The sequence below is a fragment of the Mycetocola sp. 2940 genome (assembly GCF_040548835.1).
In the GTDB taxonomy this organism is placed as follows: domain Bacteria; phylum Actinomycetota; class Actinomycetes; order Actinomycetales; family Microbacteriaceae; genus Mycetocola_A.
On sequence record NZ_JBEPSK010000005.1, the window covers coordinates 182,777 to 208,199 of the forward strand.

Sequence of the window (25,423 nt, forward strand, 5' to 3'; positions counted from 1 at the left end):
ACGATAACGTCGAAACCGCTCGCCGGAAAGAACAGGTCCGGCTCGGCACGGCGCCGGTGGCAGGCATCAGGCCGAGCCCGTGGCGAAGAGCGCGAGCAGGCGTTCTGATTCCACGGCCAGGTCGGCGCGCCCGGCCGCGAGGTACCTGCGGGGGTCGACCAGCGCGGAATCGCTGTCGAGGCGGGCGCGAACGGCGCGAGTGAAGAATCCGTTGAGGTGGGTGGAGACGTTGATCTTCGTCATTCCGGCCCGGATCGCCGCGACGATCTCATCGTCGGGCACACCGCTCGACCCGTGGAGCACGAGCGGAACCGGGACGGCCTCGGCGATCCGGGCGATGAGGTCGAGGTCGAGGCGCGCGACGCGGTCGGACATGGCGTGCGACGATCCGACGGCGACGGCGAGGGCGTCGACCCCGGTGTCGGCGACGAACGCGGCAGCATCGCCCGGGTCGGTACGGACGCCGGGGGCGTGTGCCCCGTCTTTGCCGCCGATCTCGCCGAGTTCCGCCTCGACCGAGACACCGGCCGCGTGCGCGGCGTCGACAACGCGCCGGGTGGCCGCGACGTTGTCGGCGTAGTCGAGCGTCGCCCCGTCGTACATGACCGAGCCGAAACCGAGGTCGATGGCGCTCATGGCGAGGCTTTCATCCGTCGCGTGGTCGAGGTGCACGGCCACGCTCGCCGACGACGCGTCGGCGAGGGCCAGCGCCGCCGCCGCGAGCGGAGCGAGGCCGCCGTGGTACCGGACGCAGTTCTCGGAGATCTGCAGGATGACCGGAAGACCCGCGCGTTCCGCCGCCGACACGAAGCCTTCGGCCGTCTCCAGGGAGATCACGTTGAACGCGCCAACACCGATGCGCCTGGCTGCTGCGTTCCGGACGAGGTCGCCGGTGGGAATTCGTGGCATGACGTCCTTGTCAGGTCGGGATCTCGGTGACGGTGAGCCGGCGCTCGAGGGCGTCGCAGTCGGGGTGAACGCTGCCCGCCTGGGGTTCCAGAACGGCCGCGGCGCCCCACGCCGTGGCGCGGGACAGCAGAGCGCGAACGTCCGTGACCCCGCCGGCGAGGAGGGACGCCGCTCCCGCCACCGCTGCGTCACCGGCGCCCGTGGGGTTGCCGGTGAGAACGGCGTCGAGTCGGGCACGCAGCACCGCACCCTGCCTCGGCACCGCCATCATGCCGTCTTCGCCGAGCGAGACGAGGATGAGGCCGGCCCCGGCCGCCTGGAGTGCGCGCGCACCGGCCAGCGGGTCGCGCTCCCCGGTCGCTTCGGCCAGTTCACGCTGGTTCGGTTTGAGCAGGGTCGCCCCGGCCGCTGCGGCGCTGAGCAGGTACGCGCCCGATGCGTCGGCGATCGTGGGAATCCCGGCGCCAGAGGCGAGCGCGAGCAGGTCGGCCACGAGCGACTCCGGTGCTGCCGGGGGAATGCTGCCGGACACGACGAGGCAGCCGGTCTGCGCGAGTCGCGACCGGACGGCATCCGCAACCCGCGCCCAGGTGACGGCGGGTACCGTCCTGCCGGATTCGTTGAACACCGTCGTTCGTCCGCCTCGCTCGACGATCGCCGTCGACCGGCGGGCGGGACCGGGAACGGGGAGGAGAACGGACGGGATGCCGCCGAGATCGTGTTCGAACTCAGCGAGATCGTCGGCGCCGACCGGTGCGACGGCGAGCGTGTCGAAACCCTTCTGTCGCAGCACCCGGGCGACGTTGATGCCCTTGCCCCCGGCGCGGGTGACGGCCGGCGTCACGCGGTGGGTCTCGCCCAGGTCGATCCGGTCGAGGGTGACGGTGCTGTCGAGTGCCGGATTCGGCGTGACGGTGAGGATCATGCCGGCCCTCCGGCTAACCGATCGCGGGCGCCGAGAGCCGCACCGACGAGTCCGGCGTTCTCGCCGACGGTTGCCGGGAGGAGCACGGGCTTGCGGTGAAAGGTGAGGAACGAGGTCATCCGCTTCTCGACCGGGGCGAAGAGGGCGTCGCCGGCCTGCGCGAGCCCTCCGCCGAGCACGATCGCCTCCGGCGCCAGCAAGGCGACGGCCTGGGAGAGGGCGAGGCCGAGCGCGTCGGTGGCGGTGTTCCAGACGGATGCCGCGACGGCGTCGCCTGCCCGGGCGAGGTCGAGCACCTCACGGGCGCCCGCGACGGGAACCGGGGCTGCCCGGTTGTACAGCCGGGTGATCGCACCCGCGGAGGCGATCGCCTCGAGACAGCCAGTGCCGCCGCAGGCGCACGGAACCCCGCCCACGTCGACCACGGAATGACCGATCTCGCCGGCGAATCCCGACGCGGAGTACGGCCGGCCGTCGAGGAAGATGGCGCTGGCGATTCCGGTTCCGATGACGACGACGAGCACGTTGCGGTAGTTCCCGGCGGCGCCGAGCCGGTACTCGGCGGTTCCGGCGGCGCGGACATCGTGGGTGAACGCGACAGGCAGCCCGAGAACCGCCGAAGCGGCATCCCGGAACGGCACATTCCGCCAGCCCAGGTTCTCGGCGTACACGCCGACTCCGCTCTCGTCGTCGACGAGGCCGGGCACGATGAGCCCCGCGGCCCGGGGGGTGATGGCCGGATGCCGCGCGGCGAACCCGTCGGCGAGGACGGCGAGTTGCGCGAGCACTGCGTCGCCGCTGCCATCCGTGCTGTACGGGGTGGGGGCACGGACCACGTCGCGGAGCGCGCCGCGTTCGTCGAAGAGTCCCGCTTTGATGTCGGTGCCGCCGACGTCGAAGGCGAGGACGGGGGTACCGTCCCCGAGGATCGGGTCGGGTGTCATGCGTCGAGGATGACGGATCGGCTCAGGTTGCGCGGCACGTCGGGGTTGAGGCCGGCGCGCAGCGAACGCTCCAGGGCGACCCGGTGGGCACGAACGAGGTCGGCCAGAGGGTCGAGGGCTGAGTCCTCGAACCGGGCCCCCGTGCCGGCGACGTCCGCGGCGAGGCCCGCCGGGGCGTCGCCGAACATCCAGACAGCGCGGCCGGGCGCGGCAATCGCGAGCGGCCCGTGCCGGTACTCCATGGCAGGGTACGACTCTGTCCAGGCCTGGCAGGACTCGCGCATCTTCAGCGCCGCCTCGTGGGCGATGCCGACGGTCCAGCCGCGGCCGAGGAAGGTGACCTGGTCCGCGGTGGCCAGGTCTTCCGGGAGGTCCTCGGCGAGCGCCGTCTCGGCATCCCGGATCGAGCCGGAGACGTCGGCGCCGGTGGAGGCGCGGAGGAACGTGAGCGCGGTGGTGGCGAACCGGGTCTGCACGACGCTTCTCTCGTCGGCGAACGGCAAGCCGACGACGTCGTCGGCGAGGTCGACGAGCGGGCTGGACAGGTCGCCGACGATACCGATCGTGCGGATGCGGCCTTTCACCCCGGTGAGCAGTTCGAGCACCTCCGACGTGGTGCCTGACCGGGTGATCGCGACGACGGCGTCGTAGTCGCGGTCGAGGAACGCTTCGGATGCCGCGAACGCGTCTGTCGTGCCCTGTCCGGATGCTTCGCGGAGCGCCGCGTAGGACTGGGCCATGAACCAGGAGGTGCCGCAGCCGACCACGGCGACGCGCTGGCCGGCGTCGGGGAGCAGGGCGCGTTCGGCGGTCAGCTCGGCGGCTCGTGCCCACACCTCCGGCTGGCTCCGAAGTTCTTCGTCCATCCAGGCACCGGGCGATTCGGTCATCGATTCTGCTCCTGTGTTCGTCGGCTGTGCGTTCGTTGGCGCTGCGGCCGGAGGTTTTGGCGGACAGGTACGGGACCGTGCGCGCGACGATCAGTTCCGATCATCACAGAGTTTGCCCCGCACTGCCAGAACCGGGAGCCGGTGCCGGATACGGGTCGCCCTCCCGCCACGCGCGGATGCCGAGGGCCCGGAAGCGCGGGTACCAGGCCGCGAGCCGGGTCGAGAACCCCGCCCAGTCGCGCTCGGTCGAGCCTGCCCGGGCGGACCAGCCGATCTCGGCGATTGCCGCCAACCGCGGAAACGCCAGGTAGTCGATGTCGGCGGGCGTGGACACGGTCTCGGTCCACAGCGGCGCCTCGACGCCGAGGATGCGTTCCTCGGCGACGCCGGGGAGGATCCCGGTGGGCTCCCAGTCGTACGCCGCACGCACGCTCGTCGGCCCGCCCGCCCAGGCCTGCCCGATCGGCGTGGACGCGTCGTAGGTGATGTCGAGATATGCGACATCGGCCGGGGACAGGATGATCGAGCCGCCCTGCTCGACGAATGATTCGGCCAGCTGGGCGGCGTTTGCCCTTGGCGTGACATAGTCCCAGTACTGCCCGATCGTGCCCGGGGCGAGTTCGGTCGTGCGACCCGCCTCATGCCAGGCGATGGGCGTCTTGCCGTGCGCCGCAACGAGCGCAGTGGCCCGGGCGATGAAGCCGGGAAAGTCGTCGGGTGGTGTCGTGTGCGATTCGTCGCCGCCGATGTGCAGGTACGGGCCGGGAGTCTGGGCAGCAACCGAACGGAAGACGTCGTCGAGGAACTGCCAGGTGGCATCCGCGTGCACATCGAGGCTGGAGAAGCCGACGTCGATCCCGGTGTACGGCTTCGGCGCCTGCCCGTCGGGGTTGAGTTCGGGGCAGGCGGTGAGGGCGGCATGGGTGTGGCCGGGTATGTCGATCTCGGGGACGACGGTGACGAACCGCTCCGTCGCGTACCGGACGATCCGGGCGTAATCCTCTTCGGTGTAGAACCCCCCGGGGCCACCACCGACCGCGGTCGAGGCGCCGACACCGGTGAGCTCAGGCCTGCCGGCGATCGAGATCCGCCAGCCCTGGTCATCGGTCAGGTGCAGGTGCAGCACGTTGATCTTGAACAGCACGATCTCATCGATGAACCGGGTCACGGCGGCGACGTCGAAGAAGTGTCGTGCCACGTCGAGCATGGCGCCACGCCAGGCGAAGCGGGGGCGATCGGTGATCGTCGCGGCGACGGTCTGCCACGCGGCGCTCTGCACCGAGTGCTTCTCGACGTCGGCGGGGAACAGCTGGCGCAGGGTCTGGATGCCGTAGAACAGGCCGGCGGGGGTCGTCGCGGTGATGGTCGCACCGGCCTCGGATGTGGTGAGGGAATACCCCTCTGCGCCGAGGTCCAGGCGATCGGCGAGGTCGAGGTGCAGTGCGATGTCGGCCGGGCCGGCCGTCTCGCCATCGACGGAACTCACCACCGGCAGCGGGTACCCGGTCGACGGCCGCAGGATCCGCGCCAGAGAGTCGGCGACGGATGCCGCGGCATCCGTCGCCAGAATTCGTGACGACACCAGAAGGACGAACGGCGGCGCGCTGGCGTGGACCTGCACGTCGGCGGGCAGGGGAAGAATCGGCGTTGTCATCCGGGCTTCTCTCGGTCGGTTTCAGCCACCATCAAAGCATGCGCCGACACCGGATGGGACCCCTGCGAACGTCGGGAAGCCACAGCGCCTCCGCATCAGCGGCCGGCCGAGCAGGGGACGTTCTCACCAGCCGTGATGCGGAGGTGGTGTTCCGATCAGTGGGCTACCTGGCTCCGGTGAGCCTCCCGGGCCGGCTGGATCGCCAGGGCGCCCACCACGATCGCCAGGGCGCCGCAGATCCATGACGTCCATGCGACTCCCATCTGCGAGGCGTAGCCACCGACCCATGGCGAGATCACCAGCAGGGCGCCGATGACGATGTGAATCCATTCCATCGTGACGAGGCCAGGCATCGCCAGGCTCCACACTCCGGCCGCGGCGAGCAGAACGCCCAAAGTGATCAGGATCGGCATGGACGACCCGGCCTGGGTGGTCCACAGAACCGATAGAGCTGTGTACAAGCCAAGGGCGACAACTGCCCAGTCTTGCCACCGCGTCCATTTCTTCATTCCTACCAACTCCTCCACAAGCTGGCTCCCAATTTGGGGGTCACTAACAGTGTGAATCGCTTTTCAGCACTGAACAAGCGGGAATTTTCGGGCGGCGCTCGCCGTGGCATCCGCTCCGCCAGCCGACCGGGCGAATGCCGGAAAGTGGACCCGATCCCGACCGCTGCTATGATCGGTCTGTCGTAACTGGCGTGCAGGCGGGAGGAAATCCCGTCTCGGATGGTCACCATCAGGGAGCGACTGACACGGATTCGGCCGAACGCCTGGGTTGATACGGATTACCTGACATTTTGTCCGCCGCTGTCTAAGGAGCCCCTTTTGTCCTCAACGTTCAACGCGCCCCTCTCCGAGGTCGACCCCGAGATCGCCGCCGTCCTCGACCAGGAACTCGGTCGCCAGCGCGACTACCTCGAGATGATCGCCAGTGAGAACTTCGTCCCCGTGTCGATCCTCCAGTCCCAGGGCAGTGTGCTCACCAACAAGTACGCCGAGGGTTACCCGGGACGCCGGTACTACGGCGGCTGCGAGTACGTCGACGTGGCCGAGTCGCTCGCCATCGAGCGCGCCAAGAGCCTCTTCGGCGCCGCATACGCCAACGTGCAGCCGCACTCGGGTGCCACAGCGAACGCCGCGGTGCTCTCGGCCATCGCCACCCCCGGCGACACCATCCTCGGCCTCGAACTCGCCCACGGTGGCCACCTCACGCATGGCATGAAGCTCAACTTCTCGGGCAAGCTCTACAACGCCGTCTCCTACGGCGTCGACCCGGAAACCTTCCTCGTCGACATGAACGTCGTGCGCGAGAAGGCCCTCGAGCACAAGCCGCAGGTCATCATCGCCGGCTGGTCCGCCTACCCGCGTCAGCTCGACTTTGCGGCGTTCCGTGCCATCGCCGACGAGGTCGGCGCGAAGCTCTGGGTCGACATGGCGCACTTCGCCGGTCTCGTCGCCGCCGGGCTGCACCCGTCACCGGTGCCGTTCGCCGACGTCGTGTCGTCGACGGTGCACAAGACCCTCGCCGGCCCGCGATCCGGGTTCATCCTCAGCCGCGACATGGACCTTGCCAAGAAGCTCAACTCGAACGTGTTCCCCGGCCAGCAGGGCGGGCCGCTCATGCACGTCATCGCCGCCAAGGCGACGGCGTTCCTCCTCGCCGCTCAGCCGGAGTTCAAGGACCGCCAGGAGCGCACCCTGCGCGGCGCCCGCCTTCTCGCCGAACGGCTCACCGCCGACGACTCCCGCGCCGCTGGCGTCGACGTGCTCACCGGCGGAACCGACGTGCACCTCGTCCTCGCCGACCTCCGCAACTCCGAGGTCAACGGCCAGCAGGCCGAGGACGCCCTCCACGAGGTCGGCATCACGGTGAACCGCAACTCGGTGCCGTTCGACCCGCGCCCGCCGATGGTCACCTCGGGCCTGCGTATCGGAACGCCTGCGCTTGCCACGCGCGGCTTCGACGACGCCGAGTTCACCGAGGTCGCCGACGTCATCGCGACGGCCCTCAAGCCGGGCGCTGACATCGCCGGGCTGCGCACCCGCGTGAAGACGCTCACCGACGCCTTCCCGCTGTACCCCGGCCTCGCGCAGTGACCGCACAGATCCTCGATGGCAAAGCCGTCGCATCCGTCATCAAGGCGGAGTTGAAGGAACGGGTCTCCGCCCTGCGCGAACGCGGCATCGTGCCGGGTCTCGGCACCGTCCTCGTCGGCTCAGACTCGGGTTCGCAGTGGTACGTCGCCGGCAAGCACAGGGACTGCGCCGAGGTCGGCATCGAGTCGATCCGCCGCGACCTGCCCGAGTCGATCAGCCAGGAGGAGCTCGAGGCAGTCCTCGACGAGCTCAACGCCGACGACTCCTGCACGGGCTACATTGTGCAGCTGCCGTTGCCCGCCCACCTCGACACCGACGCGATCCTCGAGCGGGTCGACCCGGAGAAGGATGCTGACGGTCTGCACCCGACGAACCTCGGGCGGCTCATCCTCAACGTCAACCGGCCCATCTCCACCCCGCTGCCGTGCACCCCGCGCGGAGCCATCGAACTGATGCAGCGGCATGGGATCGAGCTCGCCGGCAAGCACGTCGTCGTCGTCGGGCGGGGTGTCACCGTCGGCCGCGCGATCGGCCCGCTGCTGACCCGGCGCGAGTTCAATGCGACGGTCACGCTCACCCACACCGGAACCACCGGACTCGACGACCTGCTGCGCACCGCCGACGTGATCGTGGCGGCGGCCGGCGTTCCGGGGATCGTGAAGGCATCCGCGGTGAAGCCGGGCGCGATCGTGCTCGACGTCGGTGTGAGCCGCGAAACCGACCCGGAGACCGGCAAGAGCAGGGTCGTCGGCGACGTTGACCCGGCGGCGGCCGAGATCGCCGCGTGGATCTCACCGAACCCCGGCGGGATCGGCCCGATGACCCGGGTGCAACTGCTCACGAACGTGGTGGACACGGCGGAGCGCCTGAACCCGTAGTCTCGCTCCGCCCTTCTCGGTGTTGCATGAGGGTCGCTAGGCTTCCCGCATGAGCGAGAACGCCGCAAACCATCCCTCTGTCGACCGCGTCCTGTCCGAACTCCGTGCGGGCGGGGTCGGCGGAGACGTGCGCTGGTTCGACGATGCCACGCCGACGGCGGTGCACGCCGCCGAAGCGCTCGGCGTCGACGTCGGTGCGATCGCGAACTCGCTCGTCTTCACCCTCGACGGTGAACCGGTGCTCGTCCTCACCTCCGGGGCGCACCGCGTCGACACGGGCTGGCTCGGGGAGCAGCTCGGCGGCAGGCTCAAACGAGCGGATGCCGCGACGGTGCGGGCCGCGACCGGCCAGGTGATCGGGGGCGTGGCGCCCGTCGGGCATCCGGCGCCGGTGCGCACCTTCGTCGACACCGCGCTCGCCGCCTACCCGGAGGTGTGGGCAGCGGCGGGGCACCCGCACACGGTGTTCCCGACGAGCTTCGACGAACTGGTTCGCCTCACGGGCGGAACACCGACGGCGGTGGAGCCCGAATAGCTGGACGCTCAACAGGATCACAGGTCCCGAAGCGGGCGTTTTCTCCTGTTGGGCGTCACATCCTGGCGGATCGTCCTGTTGAGGGCGCACCTAATCGGCGCCGGACGCTCCGTCGGCCGCCGTCACTGTGAACAGGTCGGGCGTGGTGAAGTTCTGCGCCGCGAACGCAGCCAGAACGGCATCCGACACCGCAGAGAGCTCAGCCACCCGCACGAGCGCGATGGCGGCGCCGCCGAAGCCGCCCCCGGTCATCCGGGCACCGATCGCGCCGGCGGCGAGCGCGGTGTCGACGGCAAGGTCGAGCTCGGGCACCGAGATCTCGAAGTCGTCCCGCATCGACAGGTGTGAGGCGGTGAGCAACGCACCGATGGCCTCGGGGCCCTCGAGACGCAGCGTACGGACCGTATCGAGCACGCGTTGGTTCTCGGTGAGGATGTGACGGATGCGCCGGAAGGTCACGTCATCGAGCGTTCGGGCTGCCCGATCAAGGTCGTCGACATCGAGGTCACGGAGCGAGGAGACACCCATCTCGCGTGCTCCGCGTTCGCATGACGCCCGCCGGTCGGCGTACCCGCCAGTGGCGTGCGCGTGGGAGACATGAGTGTTGATGACGAGAAGAACGAGCCCGGCGGCTTCGAAGCCGAGCGGGATGACCTCGGCGTCGAGGCTGCGGCAGTCGAGGAAGACCGCGGCGTCCTTCATTCCGAGCAGGGACGCGGACTGGTCCATGATGCCTGTCGGCGCCCCGACCGCCTTGTTCTCGGCGAGCTGGCCGACGCGGGCGAGGGTCTGGCGGTCGAGCCCGAGCCCCCACACCTCGGTCAGGGCGACGGACACGGCGCACTCGATGGCCGCTGACGACGACAGCCCGGCGCCGATCGGCACATCCGAGTCGATGTGGGCGTCGAAACCGGGCACAGCCGTGAGGTCGGCTCCGAACTCCCCGAGCGCCCAGACGACGCCGAGCGGATAAGCCGACCAGCCGGCGAGGGCAGCAGGGGTGACCTCGTCGAGGCCGATCCGCACGATGTCGTCGGTGTACGCGGTGGTCACCTGGATGATGCGATCCTCGCGGGGCGCCAGGGCGACCACGGTCGACCTGTCGATGGCGAACGGGAAGACGAAGCCGTCGTTGTAGTCGGTGTGTTCGCCGATGAGGTTGACGCGACCGGGTGCGCGCCAGACGCCGGCCGGCTCACGGGTGAACCGCTCGGTGAAACCCGCTCGTGCCCGGGTGCTCAGCTCGCTCATACGGGGTTCTCCTTGTCGGCACGGGCGATGGCCTCGCGCACGCGTTCCGCGGTCTGCTCGGGCGGGATGTCGCCGATCCACGCGCCCATCGCTGCCTCGGATCCGGCCAGGTACTTCAGTTTGTCAGCCGCACGACGCGGAGACGTGAGTTGCAGCATCAGGCGGATGTCGTCGCGTCCGGTCGCGACGGGGGCCTGGTGCCAGGCGGCGATGTACGGCGTGGGAGTGTCGTAGAGCGCGTCGATCCCGCGCAGCAGGCGCAGGTACAGCGCGGCGAGCTCGTCGCGCTCCTCGTCAGTGGTGGCGTTGAAGTCGGGCACGTGGCGGTGGGGGAGCATGTGCACCTCGATCGGCCAGCGCGCGGCGAAGGGCACGAACGCTGTCCAGTGCTCGCCCTGCAGGACGACGCGGTCGCCGGACTGCTCGCTGGCAAGGACGTCGGCGAAGAGGGTCGGGCCGTAGCTCTCGATGGATGCCAGCAGCCGCGTCGTGCGCGGCGTCACGTACGGGTAGGAGTAGATCTGCCCGTGCGGGTGCAGCAGGGTCACGCCGATTTCGACGCCGCGGTTCTCGAACGGGAAGACCTGCTGGATGCCGGGGAGGGCGCTCAACGCGGCGGTGCGGGATGCCCATGCCTCGATGACCGTGCGGGCGCGGGAGCGGCTGAGCGAGCCGAACGAGCCCTCGTGCTCGGGGCTGAAACAGACCACTTCGCACCGGCCGACGGACGTGCGGGTGCGGCCGATGCCGACCTCGGCGAGGTCGTCGAGACCGCGCGGCGCGTTGTCGTCCTCGAGCAGGGGGCCGAACGAGGGGGAGCGGTTCTCGAACACGGCCACGTCATAGTTGCTCGGCACCTCTGACGGGTTCGTCGGAGTCTGCGGGGCGAGCGGATCGAGGTGTGCCGGGGGCAGGAACGCCCGGCTCTGCCGGGCGGACGCGATCGAGATCCACTCACCGGTGAGCGGGTCCTGGCGCATGGATGCCGTCGCGGGCCGGTCGGGAAGATCACGGGTGTCGGCGGACCGCTCGGCTCCGAGCGTCGTGTCCGCGTCGTCGAAGTAGAGGATCTCGCGCCCGTCGGCGAGCACATCCGTTTGCGTGGAGATCAGGGACATTTGAGCGGAGCGCCTTTCCGGTAGGTTTCACATACGCAAACGATTCTAGGCATTGCTCGACCGATTGACAAGCAATTGAAAGTAAATGAAACTGACCCGTATGGCTTCTCTCCGCGACCCGACCCCTGGTATCGACGACGACGTCGTGCCGGCCATCGTGAGGCGCGAGCGGATGGCCGACCTCATCGGCGGGCGTGGCTTCGTGCGGGTCGCCGAACTTTCGGAGGTCTTCGGCGTGAGCGAGGTCACCGTTCGCAGCGACCTCGCCGCCCTCGGCGACGACAAGGTCATCCGCCGGGTCCACGGAGGAGCCGTTCCGCGGGAGGCGCCCGCCCGCGAAGCGAGCTTCGAGGAGTCGCTGGAGGCGTCCGCCCCTGACAAACAGGCCATCGGCAGGCTCGCCGCCTCGCTCGTCAGCTCGGGTCAAAGCATTCTGCTCGACGTCGGAACGACGACGCTCGCGGTCGCGCAGGCGCTCAAGGAGCGCGCCGACCTCGAAGACATCGTCGTCATCACCAACGGCCTGAACATTGCGCTCGAGCTGGAGTCAGAGATCCCGCGGTTCACGGTGATCGTGACCGGCGGCGCGCTCCGGCCGTTGCAGCATTCGCTCGTGCAGCCGCTTGCGCGAGCGGTGCTCGATCAGGTGCACGCCGACGTGGCGATCCTCGGATGCAACGGGGTGGACGTTCGCCACGGCATCACGAACGTGAACCTGCCCGAAGCGGAGGTGAAGCAGCTCATGGCCGCCGCCGCCGAGACCGTGATCGTCGTGGCGGACGCGTCGAAGCTCGGCCGGGTCAGCCTGGGCACCATCGCGTCCCTCGACGAGGTCGACCTGATCCTGACGAGTGTCGGAGCGGACCCGACGCTGGTCGCCGATCTCTCGGCGGCCGGCGTCGAGGTCCTCACCGCGTAACGGTCATTCGAGGACGAACGTCACCTCGAGGACGACGTGCCATACGGTGATCTTGCCGTCCTGCACTTCGACCTTCTGGTCCTTGATCCACGCGCCTGACACGTGGCGCAGGGTCTCGCTGGCGCGCGCGACGCCGACAGCGACGGCGTCGTCGAAACTGGTCTCCGAACGGGCGCTGATCGTGGTGATACGGGCAACTGAGCTCATGCTTTCCTCCTTGAACGTGAATGAATCCTGCCGATTCTTCTCCCCGCGTCGCATTTCGGCTAGCCGTCGCCGGCGGCATGCCCAGGCGCTACGCTCGGTGAGGACGTGTCTTCCACGTTGGACCGGGGAGGAGCCCAGATGCCCATGCACCCAGTAACCGGTGAACAATTCGACCTCAGCCTGGAGACGCCGTCCGGCGTCGTCTCGGCGACGATCACCCAGGTGGCCGCGGGCATCCGCCGGCTGAGCGTGTACGGGGTCGATATCGTCCCGCCCTACGACGCCGGCACGAAGCGGCCCTGGGGAAGCGGGATGGTCCTCGTGCCGTGGCCGAACCGCATCCGCGACGGTCGCTGGACGCTCGACGGCCAGACGCAACAGCTCGCGATCACCGAGCCGGCGAAGAACAATGCCAGCCACGGCCTGCTGCGCTTCAGCCCCTATTCCGTCGCCGCCCGCACCGAGTCGACCCTGCGGCTCGAGGCGAAGGTGTTCCCGCAGAACGGATACCCGTTCCTTCTCGAAACCGCCGTCACCTACCGCCTCGTCGACGCGGGCATGGAGGTGACCCATGCGATCACCAACCGATCGGATGCCGCCGCGCCGGTCGCGATCGGCGCCCACCCGTTCTTCACCATCGGCGACGTCGAACCCGAAGAGCTCACGGTCACCGTGAACGTCACGACCCACATTCAGGTCGACGACAGGCAATTGCCAACGGCCGAGGTTCCGGTGGACGACACCCCCTACGACCTGCGCGGCGGTGTGCTGCTCCGCGACCTCACGCTCGACGACGGTTTCGGCGGTGCCGTCCTGCGCGACGGGGTCTCGGAGCACTCCGTGTCGGCGCCCGATGGCCGCTCCGTGACGGTCTGGGGTGACGAGAACTTCGCGTACTGGCAGGTGTTCACCACAGAGGAGTACCCCGGCCAGTCGAAAGCCGTGGCCATCGAGCCGATGACGGCGCCGGCCGACGCCTTCAACTCCGGCCAGGGCCTCAGGTGGCTCGCGCCCGGCGACACCTGGGAAGCCAGCTGGGGCGTGCGCGCCGACGGGTTCGAGCCGGTCAGGGGTTAAGCGACGCGGAGCCGCCAGAGCGAGGTGACTTCGGCGGCTCGCGCCGCATACAGCGGATCGGCGGCGTCGGTTGCCCGAGCGTGGGTCGGCCGGGTATCCATCCGGCCGATCACGCTGAGTCCGGCGTCGTCGATGGCGTCGAGCAGGTCGCCGCGGGAGCGGAGGCCGAGTCGTTCAGCGATGTCTGAGATCACGAGCCAGCCCTCACCGCCCGGGGTGAGGTGCCCGGCCAGCCCGGAGAGGAAGCCGGCGAGCATCCGCCCGCCCTCGTCGTAGACGGCGAAGTCGGTGGCGGTCCTCGGAGTCGCCGGGATCCACGGCGGGTTGCATGCGACGATGTCGGCGCGGCCCTCCGGGAACAGGTCGGCGTCGACCACGGTGACGGTATCCGCGAAGCCGAGGGCCTCAAGATTCTCGCGCGCGCAGGCGATCGCCCGCTTATCCATGTCAGTGGCGGTGACCGACCGGATGCCACGCGAGGCCAGGATCGCCGACAGCACGCCGGTTCCGGTTCCGATGTCGAACGCGGTCGTGGCATCCTGCGGCAGAGGAGCGGTCGCCACGAGGTCGAGGTACTCGCCGCGGACGGGGGAGAAGACGCCGTAGTGCGGGTGGATCCGCGCACCGAGTGCCGGCACGGGAATCCCCGTCGCGCGCCATTCCTCGGCGCCGATCACGCCGAGCAGTTCGCGCAGGGAGAGGACGGATGCCTCGTCGAGAGAACCCCAGGCGTGCGCGGCGGCGAGGCGGATGTCGGGGGCGCGGCGGAGGGGAACGGTGCCGTTCGCCTCGAGCGGGACGAGGAGCATCCCGAGGATCGTCGCCCGGCGGAGGGCGTCGTCGCGCGTGCGGTGGAACGCCGCGGTGATGTTGTCGTTTTTCGGCCGGGGGGAGTCGGCCAGGCGCCGGCCCATGGCGCTGAGCAGCTGGCGGGCGTTGTGGAAGTCCCCGGTCCAGAGCATCGCTGTTCCGGTGGAGGCGAGCCGGAACGCCTTCTCGGCGGTCAGGTCGTCGTCGCCGAGCACGACGTTCACCGGGGCGGGCCAGCCGCTTTCTGAGCGCCAGAGCGCCGACCGCGGCGATCCGCCCTCGACCCAGGAAATCCGCGCATGGTCGACCGTCGAAGTCGTTTCTGGGGTGCCGGTCCTGTCGGACATCTGTCTGCTTTCGGGGCATTCCTGCCGGTTCGCTGTCGGTTTTTCAGTATCGCACGGTGACCGAGGACCGCCGCAGCAAAGCTTCGTCGGGCGACTCTCCCGGGGTGTGTCACCCGATTGACTTAATCGAACATGTGTTCGACCATTAACGCATGTCCCTGTCCGTTGCTACTCATCGACCTCCGGTTTTTTCCGGCGCTCCTGCGCCGACAGCCGCGAGCCAGGTCGCGGAGTTGCAGGCGCGCATCCGGGGGATGCAACGGACCCGGATAGATTCGCATGGGCTTCCGACATCCCCGGGAATCGCCGAACTGCTGCCGGGCGGTGTGCTGCGGGCCGGCGCCGCCTATTCGGTGCACGAGTCGACGAGCCTGGCCCTCGCCCTCCTTGCCGGACCCAGCGCGGCGGGGGCCTGGTGCGGCGTCGTCGGCCTGCCCGCCCTCGGCGTCGAAGCCGCGGCAGCGGCGGGCATCGACCTTGACCGGCTCGTGCTCGTGCCCGACCCGGGGGAGCAGTGGCTGCAGGTCACCGCCGCCCTCGCCGACGTCGTCACCGTCGTGCTCGCCCGCCCGCCGGCATCCCTCTCCGCCGCCGAGGTGGCGCGGCTCGGTTCCCGGCTGCGCCAGCGCGGCTCCACCCTGGTCGCCCTCGGCGAGTGGCCGCAGAGCGAGGCGACGTTGCGGGTGTCCGACGACCGGTGGATGGGACTCGGTGACGGGGCCGGTTACCTGGCCGCCCGCCGGGTCACGGTGTCGGTCACCGGGCGCACCCTCACCGGCAAACCGCGGCGCAAGCAACTGTGGCTGCCAGACACCGAACAGGTCATCCGCCCGGCCGGGCTGGCCGGCGTGCACGCCCGCCCGGTACCCGCCGAGCGATTCGACGAGGCGGCCGTCTCATGACAGCGCCTGCTTCACCAGCGGCGTCTGCGTCAACAGCGGCGTCTGCGTCGACACCGGTGCGGACCCTCCTGCTCTGGTGCCCGGACTGGCCGACCACCGCCGCTGCCGCGGAACTCGGCCTCCCACCGGGCACCCCGCTCGCCCTGATCGAACGCGGCGAGGTGTTCGCCTGCTCAGCGGCGGCCCGCGGCGATGGGGTCCGTCGCGGTCTCCGGGTGCGGGAGGCACAGTCCCGCTGCACCGACCTGGTCGCTGTACCGTACGACCCGGTGCTCGACCATCGGGTGTTCGAACCGGTCATCGCGGCCGTGGAGCAGATCGTCCCGGGTGTGCAGCTCTCCCGGCCGGGCACCTGCGTGATGCGGGCTCGCGGCCCGAGCCGGTACTACGGCGGAGAGCGGCAGGCCGCCCAGGCGCTCCTCGACACCCTGGCCGGGGTGGGGGTCGCGGGGGCCAGGGTCGGTATCGCCGACGGCCCGTTCGCCGCCGAGCAGGCCGCGAAAGGGCACGCGTCGACCCCGGATGCCATCCGCATCGTTCCCGCCGGACGCTCCCCGGAGTTCCTCGCCCCGTTCGGTGTCGAACTGCTCGAGCGGCCTGGCCTGGCCACCCTGCTGCGGAGGCTCGGCATCCGTACCCTCGGCGACTTCGCCCAGCTCGACGAAATGCAGGTCCGCGACCGGTTCGGGCCGGACGGAGTGCTCGCCCACCGGCTCGCCTCCGGATTCGACCCGAGCGATGTCGACGCACGGGTGCCACCCGCCGATCACTCGAGCGTCGTGGAATTCGAGCCGCCGCTCGACCGGGTCGACCAGGTCGCGTTCGCGTTCCGCACCGCCGCTGAAGAGTTCGTGGCGCGCCTGCAGGCGTCATCGCTCGTGGCGACCGCCATCCGGATCGACGTGTCCACCGAAAGCGGAGACTCCCGGTCCCGCACCTGGCTGCACCCGCGCTGGTTCACCGCCGGCGACGTTCTCGACCGGGTGCGCTGGCAGGTGCAGGGGGCGGGCCTCGCCGAGAGCGGGCTCAACAGCGCCATCGCGAAACTCCGGGTGGAACCGGAGAGCGTCGACCCCGCCGGCAACCACGAAGCGGGGCTGTACGGCGGAGCGACCGATGAGCGTATCCACTCCGGCCTGTCCCGGGTGCAGAGCATGGTCGGCCACACCGGGGTGCTCACCGCCCGCATCGCCGGGGGGCGACAGCCTGCCGACCGGCGGGTTCTCGTGCCGTGGGGTGACCTGCCGCCAGGAGGGGAGGCATCCGTTCGCGCCTCGCAGGCGCTGCCGTGGCCCGGCCGGCTGCCGGGGCCGCCGCCGGCGACCGTGTTTCCCGAACGCCAGCGGGTCGTCGTCTCGGGCGCCGGCGGGGCAGAGGTCGCCGTCGACGACCGCGGCGAACTCTCCGCGGTGCCTGTGCGGTTCGCCGGGCCCGGCGGCACCCCCGGCGCGGTCTCCGCCTGGGCAGGGCCGTGGCCGGTCACCGAACGCTGGTGGGATGCCGGCGGCCGACGGCTGAACCGGTTCCAGCTCGTCGATGAGGCCGGAGGAGCCTGGCTGCTCGTGCTCGACGACTCCGGCTGGTGGGCGGAGGCCCGCTATGACTGAGAATCACACGGAAGGACAGGCCGATGGGCTGGCATAACCCGCCGGTACCGTGGTCCGAATTCGAACGCACGCTCTCGGATGCCAGCCGTCCCGGCTCCCCACCGCCGGGGGCGGATGGCGGCGACAGCCCGGCCTGGTCGCGCAAGCGGCTGGCTTACGTTCCCGCTGGTCTCCCGGAACCCGTGGCAGAGGCCGTGCCGTACGTCGAACTGCACGCCCACTCCAACTTCAGTTTCCTCGACGGCGCGTCCTCACCCGAGAAGCTCGTCGAGGAGGCGGCGCGGCTGGGACTCGACGGGCTCGCCCTCACCGACCACGACGGGCTGTACGGCATCGTCCGGCTGGCCGAGGCGGCCGAGGCGCACCCCGGACTCCGCACCATTTTCGGCGCCGAACTGTCGCTCGGCCTGAGCAAACCGCAGAACGGCGAACCCGACCCGGAGGGCACCCACCTCGTCGTCCTCGCCCGGCGCGAGGAAGGCTACCACCGGCTCGCCGGGGCGATCACCGCCGCGCATCTGGCGCACGGTGCCGAGAAGGGCAAGCCCTGCTACGACATCGCCGACCTGGCTTCCGCCGCGGACGGCACCTGGCTGGTGCTGAGCGGATGCCGTAAGGGGGCGGTCCGGAAGGCGCTCGTCGCTGAGGGCGCTGCTGGTGCCCGCCGCGAACTCACCGAACTCGTCCGGCTGTTCGGGAAGGGCAACGTCGTCGTGGAACTCGTCGACCACGGCAACCCGGAGGACACCACGGCCAACGACACCCTCGCGGCCGTCGCCGCCGGCCTCGGGTTGCCGGTCGTCGCGACGACCGGGGCTCACTACGCGACGCCGGCACAGCATCCGCTCGCGTCGGCGCTCGCCGCGGTGAGGGCGCGGCGGAGCCTCGACGACCTCGACGGCTGGCTGCCGGCATCCGGAGCGGCGCACCTGCGGAGCGGCGCCGAGATGGCACGCCGGTTCGCCCGCTACCCGGGTGCCGTCGCGCGTACCGTTGAGATCGCCGACGAGCTGGCGTTCCGGCTGCGCAGCGTGAAACCAGGGCTTCCTCTCCAGGAGGTCCCGGAGGGCCACACACCGATGAGCTGGCTGAGGGAGCTCACCTGGCAGGGCGCCGCACGGCGGTACCCGGGCGCAGACTCAACGGTCACCGAACGGATCGAACGGGAACTCGACGTGATCGAGCAGAAGGACTTTCCCGGCTACTTCCTCATCGTCCACGAGATCGTGCAGTTCGCCCGCAGCCGTGGCATCCTCTGCCAGGGCCGGGGGTCAGCGGCGAACTCGGCGGTCTGCTATCTGCTCGACATCACCGCGGTCGACTCGATCGCCTACGGCCTGCCGTTCGAACGGTTCCTCTCGAGCATGCGCGACGAGGAACCCGACATCGACGTCGACTTCGACTCCGACCGGCGTGAGGAGGTGATCCAGCACGTCTACGAGAAGTACGGGCGGTTCAACGCCGCCCAGGTGGCGAACGTCATCACCTACCGTCCGAAGTTCGCCGTGCGTGACATGGCCAAGGCGCTCGGCCACAGCCCGGGCCAGCAGGACGCCTGGTCGAAGCAGGTGGAACGCTGGGGAGCGATCACCTCGAGCGACGACCACGACATCCCCCAGCCGGTGGTGGACCTCGCCCAGCAGGTACTCACCTTCCCGCGCCACCTCGGCATCCACTCCGGCGGCATGGTGCTCACCGACCGTCCCGTCGGTGAAGTATGCCCCATCGAGCATGCGCGGATGGACGGGCGGACGGTGCTGCAGTGGGACAAGGACGACTGCGCCTGGATGGGCCTCGTCAAGTTCGACCTGCTCGGGCTCGGCATGCTCGCCGCGCTGCAGTACTCCTTCGACCTCGCCGCCGAGCACTGCGGCGAACGGTGGGACCTGCAGTCCATGCCGAAGGAGGAACAGGCCGTCTATGACCAGCTCTGCCGCGCAGACACCGTCGGGGTGTTCCAGGTCGAGAGCCGGGCGCAGATGGGCATGCTGCCCCGGCTGCAGCCGCGGCGCTTCTACGACCTCGTGATCCAGATCGCGATGGTGCGGCCGGGGCCGATCCAGGGCGGGGCGGTACACCCGTACATCCGCCGGCGCACAGGAGGGGAGCCGATCACCTACCTGCACCCCGACCTCGAACCGGTGCTCAAGCGCACCCTCGGGGTGCCGTTGTTCCAGGAGCAGCTCATGCAGATGGCCATGGTGGTCGGCGGCTGCACCGGTGAAGACGCCGACCTGCTGCGCCGGGCGATGGGGTCCAAACGCGGGCAGGAGAAGATCGAGTCGCTCAAAGCCAAGCTCTACGAGGGCATGGCCACCAACGGCATCACCGGCGAGGACGCTGACACCATCTATATGAAGATCCAGGCATTCGCGAACTTCGGTTTCGCCGAGAGCCACTCGATCAGCTTCGCCCTGCTCGTCTACGCCAGCGCGTGGATGCGGCTGCACTACCCGGCAGCCTTCCTGGCCGCGCTGCTCCGCGCGCAGCCGATGGGTTTCTACTCGCCGCAGTCCCTCGTCGCGGATGCCACGCGGCACGGCGTCGAAACACTCCGCCCGGACATCCAGCTCTCCGGGGTGGAGGCGGGGCTCGCCCCGCTCGCATCCCACCCCGCTGATCGCACTTCGACAAGCTCAGCAACCGGCCTCGACGCCTGCCTCGACTACTCCCAGCCCCCGGTTCAGGCCTACGACCGCACGGCGCCGTTCGACCCCGCCGACCACCGACGTGACGGGCAGTACGCTGTGCGGCTCGGACTCGCCGAAGTCACCTCGATCGGTGCCCGCAAAGCCGAGCAGATCGTGGCCGAGAGACAGAGCGGCGGCGACTACCGCGACATGCGCGACCTCGCCCGTCGGGTCGGCCTCACCTCCGCCCAGCTCGAAGCGCTGGCGGCTGCAGGGGCCTTCGATTCCTTCGGACTCTCGAGGCGCGGCGCGCTGTGGGACGCCGAGCAGGCGTCTCAGGAACGTCCCGACCAGTTGCAGGGCAGCCACCTCACCGTGCAGCCGCCGCTGTTCGCGATGCTCACCGGAGAGGAGCAGGTCATCAACGACCTGTGGTCGACCGGGGTCACCCCCGACGACCATCCGATCCGGTACGTTCGGCCCATGCTCGCCGAGAGAGGGGTGAAGAGCGCCGAGCAGCTCAAGACCACCGAGTCAGGGCGGCGCATCGAGGTCGGCGGTGTCGTGACCCACCGGCAACGCCCCGCGACGGCGAGCGGGATCACGTTCGTGAACCTCGAGGACGAGACAGGGCTTGTCAATGTGATCTGCAGTGTCGGCGTGTGGGGACGCTACCGGAGAACAGCACGGGAGGCGCCGGCGATGATCGTCCGTGGCATCCTGGAGCGATCCCCTGAGGGCATCGTCAACCTGTTAGCCGACCGGCTCGAGCCTCTCTCGCTCAGCGCCCGGACCCGATCCAGGGACTTCCAGTGACCGGCGCTCCCGCCGGAGGACGGCCGTGGCCAGTCCGGCGAGCATGATCGATCCGCCGAGGATCTCGCTGACGGTCGGCACTTCGCCCTGCACCAGCCAGGCGGCGGCGACGCCGATCACCGGGACGAGAAGGGTGTACGGAACGACGGCGCTCGTCGGGTAACGCGCCATGAGCGTGTTCCAGATTCCGTAACCGATGAGCGATGCGGCGACCGCCGTGTACACCGTGCTGAGGATCGCGACGAGCGACAGCTGCGACAGCGCGCCGAACACGGTGTCGGGGCCGTCGAGGACCAGAGCAAGTGCGAAACTCGGAATCGGGACGACGAGCGCAGACCAGACCACGAGGGACAGCCCGGATGCCGCCTTCGCGCGACGGCTGAGCACGTTGCCGATCGCCCACGACAGCGCGGCACCGAGCGTGATCACGAGCGGCACCCACGGTGCGGTGACGCTGTGGCCGCCGACCACGATGCCGAGACCGGCGGTGCCGACGAGCACACCGATGAGCTGACGGCGGGTCGGGCGTTCGCCGAGGAGGCCCGCCGAAATGAGGATGGTCAGAAGAACCTGGGTCTGCAGGAGAAGCGAGGCCAGGCCGGCGGGCATGCCGAGGTGCAGCGCGAGATACAGCAGGCAGAACTGGCCGAGGCTGAGGAACACCCCGACGGCGAGGATGTTCCGCCACCCGATCGCAGGAGGACGGAGAAAGAACACAGCAGGAATCGCCACGAGCACGAATCGCATCGCCACGAACACGAGCGGCGGTACGCCGGCGAGTCCTTCGTCGATGATCACGAAGTTGAGTCCCCAGATCAGCGCGACAACCAGGGCGAGGAGGCTGTGTTTGAGGGTCACGGATCCACTCTGGCACAGGGCTGCGAACACGCCCGCAGACGGCAGGACTGTGCTGGCCATCAGCTCACCGAATTTGGATAGACTGGCCGCATGGCTTTCGTCCTCTCCTTCGCGCTGTTCCTGGCTGGCATGTTCCTGTTCTATTTCGCGTTCACCGTCGAAAGCTTCCAGGCCATCATCTTCTTCGTGGGCATCCTCTCGGTGGCGTTGTCGTTCGGCATTCCCGCGCACGTCCTCGCCAGGCGTTAGAGCGTTTCGTTCACGAGGTCGTTCAGGCGACCATTGGGCAGGGCGATCCAGCCCTCACGACCCGCTCGCTCGCTGACCGCGGGAGCCGGCGGATCGTAAGCACCCACTGCGGCATTCCGCGCAGCGAGCGCGGCGACGACAGCGTCGAACGCATCGGCTGACGCGATCATCTGTCCCGCGAACCCTCCGATATCCAGCCACGGAGCCTCGTCGAGGATCGCCTGCAGGAGCACGGCACGGCTCTCTGCCTCCCTGCGGTAGCCGGTCGTTCCGAATCCCCACAGCCGGAGGGAAGCGCCCGGATAGACTTCGACGACGGTTCCTGAGCCGGCGCGATCCACGTCGACACCCGCCTCCTGGAGCCGCGCGAGGAGCCCCGCGCAGCGCATGGCGGTGAGGCCCAGCCGGTCCGTGGAGACGCTGAGCGGCCAGCGACCGGTCAGCCGACGTACCTCCCGGTCCGTCTCCCGGTAGGCGAGGGTGCGGCGCCAGTCCATACCGCCGTCGATCCGGAAAGGGCCGACGTTCCGGCTCGCGTGCTCGGCAATGAAGCTGACGAACTCGTCCGGCCAGCCGAGCGCGCAGTCGATGCCGAGCTTGTCGACGCCGCCTGCCATCCCGGCGATCACGGTGTCGTCGACGCCCAGACGGAGTTCCACAAGAGTGGCACCTGGCACCCGCCAGTCGAGAACCGCGAGTGCCGTGCCCTTGCTCTCCGCGGCGAGATCAACTCCGGCGGTCAGCATCCGCCCAGACTACCCCGCACCGTTACAGCTCGGCAGCCAGCAGGTGCCCCATCCGGTCACGCTTCGCGCGGAGGTAGTCGCGGTTCGCCGGGCGCTCCCCGACGAGGAGCGGGAGCCGTTCGGCGACGGAGATCCCGGACGCCGTCAGCTGCGCGATCTTGTCGGGATTGTTGGTCAGAAGCCGCACCGACCTCACGTTCAGGTCAGTGAGGATCGCGGCAGCGGCGCTGTACTCCCGCGAATCGGCGGCGAGGCCGAGCGCGAGGTTGGCGTCGAGCGTGTCGAGCCCCGATTCCTGCAACCGGTAGGCCCGGAGTTTCGCGACGAGGCCGATTCCCCGGCCCTCATGGCCCCGCAAGTAGATCACGACACCGCCGAACTCGGCGATGAGCGCCAGCGCCACCTCGAGTTGAGGACCGCATTCGCACTTGTGCGAGCCGAAGACCTCACCGGTGAGGCACTCGGAGTGGACCCGCACGACGGCGGCGGAGCCGGCGGGATCCCCAGAGACGATGGCGAGATGCTCAGTGCCGGTGTCGTCGTCCCGATAGGCGCGGAACCGGAGCGGCCCGTACTCGGTGGGCACGAGCGTCTCCACCTCGAACGTGACCGAGCCCTGCCGTGCGGTCGCCGGGAATATGGGCATGGGTCACGCTCCGGTCTTCGAACTCGCCGCGAGCGCTTTCGCGACCGTGTCGGTGAGCTGTTCGCCCGAGGCGGCGAAGGCGGCGACGCCCGCGTTCTCCAGGCCGAGGGTCACCTCGTCGAACGAGATGCCCAGATCGGCGACCGCCGCGAGAATCCGCCGGGATTGTTCATAAGTTCCCGCGACGGTGTTGCCGCGGATCTCGCCGTGGTCGAACGTCGCCTGCAGGGTCCGCTCCGGCATCGTGTTGACGACGCCCGGAGCGACGAGTTCCTCCACGTAGTAGGTGTCGCGGAGCGCGGGATCCTTGACCCCGGTCGACGCCCAGAGCGGCCGCTGCGGGTGCGCGCCGAGGGCCGCCAGGCGTTGCGCCCGCTCAGTCGAGAACGCCTGCTCGTAGATTTCGTACGCCAGCCGCGCGTTCGCCACGCCCGCTTTTCCTCTCAGCGAGCGTGCGGCATCCGACCCGATCGCGTCGAGCCTCTTGTCGACCTCCGTGTCGACCCGGGAGACGAAGAACGACGCCACCGATCGGATGCCGCGCAGGTCGACGCCGGCGGCATGCGCCTGTTCCAGCCCGCTCAGGTAGGCGTCGATCACCGCCCGGTACCGCTCGAGGCTGAAGATCAGAGTGACGTTGATGCTGATGCCGCGCGCGATGGCGGTGCTGATCGCGTCGAGGCCCGCACGCGTGGCGGGAATCTTCACGAACACGTTCGGTCGGGCGATCGCCGCCGTGAGCCGTTCCGCCTCCTCGATCGTGGCGTGGCTGTCGTGCGCCGACGCCGCGGAAACCTCGATGGACACCCAGCCGTCGAGGCCCGTCGTCGCGTCGTGGATCGGGCGCAGCAGGTCGGCGGCGTGGGCGACGTCCGCCGTGGTGATCGCGAACACGGCATCCGACGAAGACGTCCCCGAGGCGGCGAGGGATGCCAGCTGAGCGTCATACGCGTGCCCGGTCGACACCGCGCTGGCGAAGATCGTCGGGTTCGTGGTGATCCCGACAACGTTCCGCCCGGCGAGGAGCGTCTCGAGGCCACCTGAGAGGATGCGGCCCCTCGAGAGGTCGTCGAGCCAGATGCTCACGCCCTGGGCAGACAGCGCGGCGGTCGGCGACGGCGCGGTGCCCGTCGAGGCGGCCGGAGTCACAACTCCTCCAACGGGACGGTTTCGTCAGCGAGCCGGGCGGCGTCGACTGGGTTGCCGCGACGGATGATGCCCTGCACGGCCTCATTGACATCCCAGACGTTGACGTTCATGCCGGCGACGACCCTGTTCTCGGCTACCCAGAAGGAGATGAAGGTGCGCCTCTGCCGGTCGCCCCGGTAGACGACGGTGGCGCCACGGGTGAGCGGGCCATAGCCGGAGTATTCCATTCCGAGGTCGAACTGGTCGGTGTAGAAGTAGGGGACGCCGTCGTAGGAGACGGGCTGTCCGAGCATCGAGCGTGCGGCAGCCGCCCCGCCGTGAAGTGCATTCGCCCAGTGTTCACTCCGCAGCCGAAGGCCGATTCGAGGATGCATCGCGTTCGCGATGTCCCCGGCCGCGTAGATGTGGGGGTCGCTTGAGCGGAGGGACGCGTCGACGAGCACGCCGTTGTCGACGGCGAGCCCGGCGGCCTGCGCCAGCTCGACATTCGGGAGGGCCCCGACGCCGATGAGCACGAGATCAGCCGGGACGGTCTCACCGTCGTCGAGGCGCACGCCGCTGACATGCCCGTTCTGTCCGGTGATCCCGGCCACCTGAACCGACGGGCGGAGGCGGACGCCGTGCTCGGTGTGGAGGTCGGCGAACATCTGCCCGAGTTCATCGCCCAGGGCGTTCGCGAGCGGGATCGGATCGCGTTCCAGGACGGTGACGTCGTTCCCAAGGGTCCTGGCGACCGAGGCGACCTCCATCCCGATCCATCCTGATCCGACCAGGACCAGTCGCTTGTCGCCGTCGGCGAGGAGGGAGCGGAGGGTGTCGGCCTGGTCGACGGTGCGGAGGTAGTGCACCTCGGGAAGATCCGCGCCCGGCAGGTCCAGCCGGCGGGGAGTGGAGCCGGTGGCCAGGAGGAGGGTGTCGTAGCCGACAGGACCGCGTCCGGCGAGCTCGACGCGGTGAGCAGACGGGTCGATGGCGACAGCGTCGGTCCCGAGGAGAAGGTCGACGTCGTGGTCCCGGTACCACTCGGCCTCCTCGACGTCAGCGGATTCACGCGTGGCCGAACCCGCCAGGAACTCCTTGGACAGCGGCGGGCGGATGTATGGCTTGTGTCGTTCCCTGCCGACCAGTTGGATCCGACCCTGGAAGCCCTCTTCGCGCAGCGTCTTCGCCGCTGTCGCACCGGTGAGTCCGGCTCCCACGATCATGAACTTCTCTGCCTCAGACATCGGTACCTCCTGTGGCGCGACTGCGGCGGCT

General features: G+C 69.6%; 23 protein-coding genes, 1 pseudogene and 1 riboswitch. Of the genes and pseudogenes, 9 read left to right on the plus strand and 15 right to left on the minus strand.

Going from position 1 to position 25,423, the window contains the following annotated elements; translation table 11 throughout:
* Positions 1–66 precede the first annotated feature (66 nt).
* The 6 genes from ABIE24_RS09955 to ABIE24_RS09980 all read right to left on the minus strand — a co-directional run bounded on the left by ABIE24_RS09955 (position 67) and on the right by ABIE24_RS09980 (position 5,831).
* Positions 67–909, minus strand: a complete 843-nt coding sequence (locus tag ABIE24_RS09955) for a class II fructose-bisphosphate aldolase (protein WP_354499205.1) — start codon at positions 907–909, stop codon at positions 67–69.
* A gap of 10 nt (positions 910–919) precedes the next feature.
* A complete protein-coding gene (locus ABIE24_RS09960; protein ID WP_354499207.1) occupies positions 920–1,834 on the minus strand; it encodes a 1-phosphofructokinase family hexose kinase in 915 nt (304 codons plus the stop codon).
* Entirely contained in the window at positions 1,831–2,778 is a 948-nt protein-coding gene (locus ABIE24_RS09965; protein ID WP_354499209.1) for an ROK family protein, read from the minus strand. Before ABIE24_RS09965 ends, ABIE24_RS09960 begins: the two co-directional genes overlap by 4 nt.
* Complete coding sequence (locus ABIE24_RS09970) at positions 2,775–3,668, minus strand: SIS domain-containing protein (RefSeq protein ID WP_354499211.1); 894 nt, start codon at positions 3,666–3,668, stop codon at positions 2,775–2,777. Before ABIE24_RS09970 ends, ABIE24_RS09965 begins: the two co-directional genes overlap by 4 nt.
* A 103-nt stretch (positions 3,669–3,771) precedes the next feature.
* The gene (locus ABIE24_RS09975; RefSeq protein WP_354499213.1) at positions 3,772–5,322 is read right to left on the minus strand and encodes a beta-N-acetylhexosaminidase; all 1,551 of its coding nucleotides are present in this window, start codon (positions 5,320–5,322) and stop codon (positions 3,772–3,774) included.
* A gap of 155 nt (positions 5,323–5,477) precedes the next feature.
* Positions 5,478–5,831, minus strand: coding sequence for an SPW repeat protein (locus tag ABIE24_RS09980; RefSeq protein WP_354499215.1), 354 nt, complete (start codon positions 5,829–5,831; stop codon positions 5,478–5,480).
* Between the two features lie 172 nt (positions 5,832–6,003).
* Positions 6,004–6,107, plus strand: a riboswitch (ZMP/ZTP riboswitch).
* Positions 6,108–6,149: 42 nt separating this feature from the next.
* Here ABIE24_RS09980 and glyA point away from each other — a divergent pair.
* The 3 genes from glyA to ABIE24_RS09995 are packed head-to-tail and all read left to right on the plus strand — an operon-like array spanning position 6,150 to position 8,834.
* Complete coding sequence (glyA, locus tag ABIE24_RS09985; RefSeq protein ID WP_354499217.1) at positions 6,150–7,421, plus strand: serine hydroxymethyltransferase; 1,272 nt, start codon at positions 6,150–6,152, stop codon at positions 7,419–7,421.
* Positions 7,418–8,299, plus strand: a complete 882-nt coding sequence (locus tag ABIE24_RS09990) for a bifunctional methylenetetrahydrofolate dehydrogenase/methenyltetrahydrofolate cyclohydrolase (protein ID WP_354499219.1) — start codon at positions 7,418–7,420, stop codon at positions 8,297–8,299. Before glyA ends, ABIE24_RS09990 begins: the two co-directional genes overlap by 4 nt.
* A 49-nt stretch (positions 8,300–8,348) precedes the next feature.
* Positions 8,349–8,834, plus strand: a complete 486-nt coding sequence (locus tag ABIE24_RS09995; protein WP_354499221.1) for a YbaK/EbsC family protein — start codon at positions 8,349–8,351, stop codon at positions 8,832–8,834.
* Between the two features lie 90 nt (positions 8,835–8,924).
* On the opposite strand, the gene galK is transcribed toward ABIE24_RS09995, so the two are convergent.
* Both galK and galT read right to left on the minus strand, forming a co-directional pair.
* Complete coding sequence (gene galK / locus ABIE24_RS10000; protein WP_354499223.1) at positions 8,925–10,085, minus strand: galactokinase; 1,161 nt, start codon at positions 10,083–10,085, stop codon at positions 8,925–8,927.
* Positions 10,082–11,203 carry a galactose-1-phosphate uridylyltransferase gene (gene galT / locus ABIE24_RS10005; RefSeq protein ID WP_354499224.1) on the minus strand — a complete coding sequence of 374 codons (1,122 nt, stop codon included), beginning with the start codon at positions 11,201–11,203 and terminating at the stop codon, positions 10,082–10,084. Before galT ends, galK begins: the two co-directional genes overlap by 4 nt.
* A gap of 100 nt (positions 11,204–11,303) precedes the next feature.
* On the opposite strand from galT, the gene ABIE24_RS10010 reads away from it, so the two are divergent.
* Positions 11,304–12,122: a DeoR/GlpR family DNA-binding transcription regulator gene (locus tag ABIE24_RS10010; RefSeq protein WP_354499226.1), complete on the plus strand. Its 819-nt coding sequence runs from the start codon at positions 11,304–11,306 to the stop codon at positions 12,120–12,122.
* Positions 12,123–12,125: 3 nt separating this feature from the next.
* Here ABIE24_RS10010 and ABIE24_RS10015 read toward each other — a convergent pair whose 3' ends face one another.
* On the minus strand, positions 12,126–12,329 hold the full coding sequence (locus tag ABIE24_RS10015) for a dodecin family protein (RefSeq protein ID WP_354499228.1): 204 nt from the start codon (positions 12,327–12,329) through the stop codon (positions 12,126–12,128).
* 138 nt (positions 12,330–12,467) lie between these two features.
* On the opposite strand from ABIE24_RS10015, the gene ABIE24_RS10020 reads away from it, so the two are divergent.
* The gene (locus ABIE24_RS10020) at positions 12,468–13,406 is read left to right on the plus strand and encodes an aldose 1-epimerase family protein (RefSeq protein WP_354499230.1); all 939 of its coding nucleotides are present in this window, start codon (positions 12,468–12,470) and stop codon (positions 13,404–13,406) included.
* On the opposite strand, the gene ABIE24_RS10025 is transcribed toward ABIE24_RS10020, so the two are convergent.
* Positions 13,403–14,563 (minus strand): methyltransferase, encoded by a 1,161-nt coding sequence (locus tag ABIE24_RS10025; protein ID WP_354499233.1) that lies wholly within the window; start codon positions 14,561–14,563, stop codon positions 13,403–13,405. The genes ABIE24_RS10020 and ABIE24_RS10025 overlap by 4 nt on opposite strands.
* A gap of 152 nt (positions 14,564–14,715) precedes the next feature.
* Between ABIE24_RS10025 and imuA' the strand changes: the two genes are divergently transcribed.
* The 3 genes from imuA' to ABIE24_RS10040 are packed head-to-tail and all read left to right on the plus strand — an operon-like array spanning position 14,716 to position 20,518.
* Positions 14,716–15,465 (plus strand): DnaE2-dependent mutagenesis accessory factor ImuA', encoded by a 750-nt coding sequence (gene imuA' / locus ABIE24_RS10030; RefSeq protein WP_354499235.1) that lies wholly within the window; start codon positions 14,716–14,718, stop codon positions 15,463–15,465.
* The gene (locus ABIE24_RS10035; RefSeq protein WP_354499237.1) at positions 15,462–17,072 is read left to right on the plus strand and encodes a DNA polymerase Y family protein; all 1,611 of its coding nucleotides are present in this window, start codon (positions 15,462–15,464) and stop codon (positions 17,070–17,072) included. Before imuA' ends, ABIE24_RS10035 begins: the two co-directional genes overlap by 4 nt.
* Before the next feature lie 23 nt (positions 17,073–17,095).
* The gene (locus tag ABIE24_RS10040; RefSeq protein ID WP_354499239.1) at positions 17,096–20,518 is read left to right on the plus strand and encodes an error-prone DNA polymerase; all 3,423 of its coding nucleotides are present in this window, start codon (positions 17,096–17,098) and stop codon (positions 20,516–20,518) included.
* Here the strand turns inward: ABIE24_RS10040 and ABIE24_RS10045 are convergent.
* Entirely contained in the window at positions 20,456–21,376 is a 921-nt protein-coding gene (locus ABIE24_RS10045) for an EamA family transporter (protein ID WP_354499241.1), read from the minus strand. The two genes, ABIE24_RS10040 and ABIE24_RS10045, sit on opposite strands and share 63 nt — an antisense overlap.
* 90 nt (positions 21,377–21,466) lie before the next feature.
* Here ABIE24_RS10045 and ABIE24_RS10050 point away from each other — a divergent pair, with 90 nt between their 5' ends.
* Entirely contained in the window at positions 21,467–21,625 is a 159-nt protein-coding gene (locus tag ABIE24_RS10050) for a hypothetical protein (RefSeq protein ID WP_354499243.1), read from the plus strand.
* Here the strand turns inward: ABIE24_RS10050 and ABIE24_RS10055 are convergent.
* From ABIE24_RS10055 to ABIE24_RS10070, 4 genes and pseudogenes are all read right to left on the minus strand, one after another.
* Complete coding sequence (locus tag ABIE24_RS10055) at positions 21,622–22,371, minus strand: DUF429 domain-containing protein (protein WP_354499245.1); 750 nt, start codon at positions 22,369–22,371, stop codon at positions 21,622–21,624. The two genes, ABIE24_RS10050 and ABIE24_RS10055, sit on opposite strands and share 4 nt — an antisense overlap.
* A 22-nt stretch (positions 22,372–22,393) precedes the next feature.
* Positions 22,394–23,014 (minus strand): annotated as a pseudogene (gene ribA, locus ABIE24_RS10060) (GTP cyclohydrolase II); the annotation flags it as partial.
* A 6-nt stretch (positions 23,015–23,020) separates the two neighbouring features.
* Complete coding sequence (gene tal, locus ABIE24_RS10065) at positions 23,021–24,166, minus strand: transaldolase (RefSeq protein WP_354499246.1); 1,146 nt, start codon at positions 24,164–24,166, stop codon at positions 23,021–23,023.
* The gene (locus ABIE24_RS10070; RefSeq protein ID WP_354499248.1) at positions 24,163–25,392 is read right to left on the minus strand and encodes an NAD(P)/FAD-dependent oxidoreductase; all 1,230 of its coding nucleotides are present in this window, start codon (positions 25,390–25,392) and stop codon (positions 24,163–24,165) included. Before ABIE24_RS10070 ends, tal begins: the two co-directional genes overlap by 4 nt.
* Positions 25,393–25,423 lie beyond the last annotated feature (31 nt).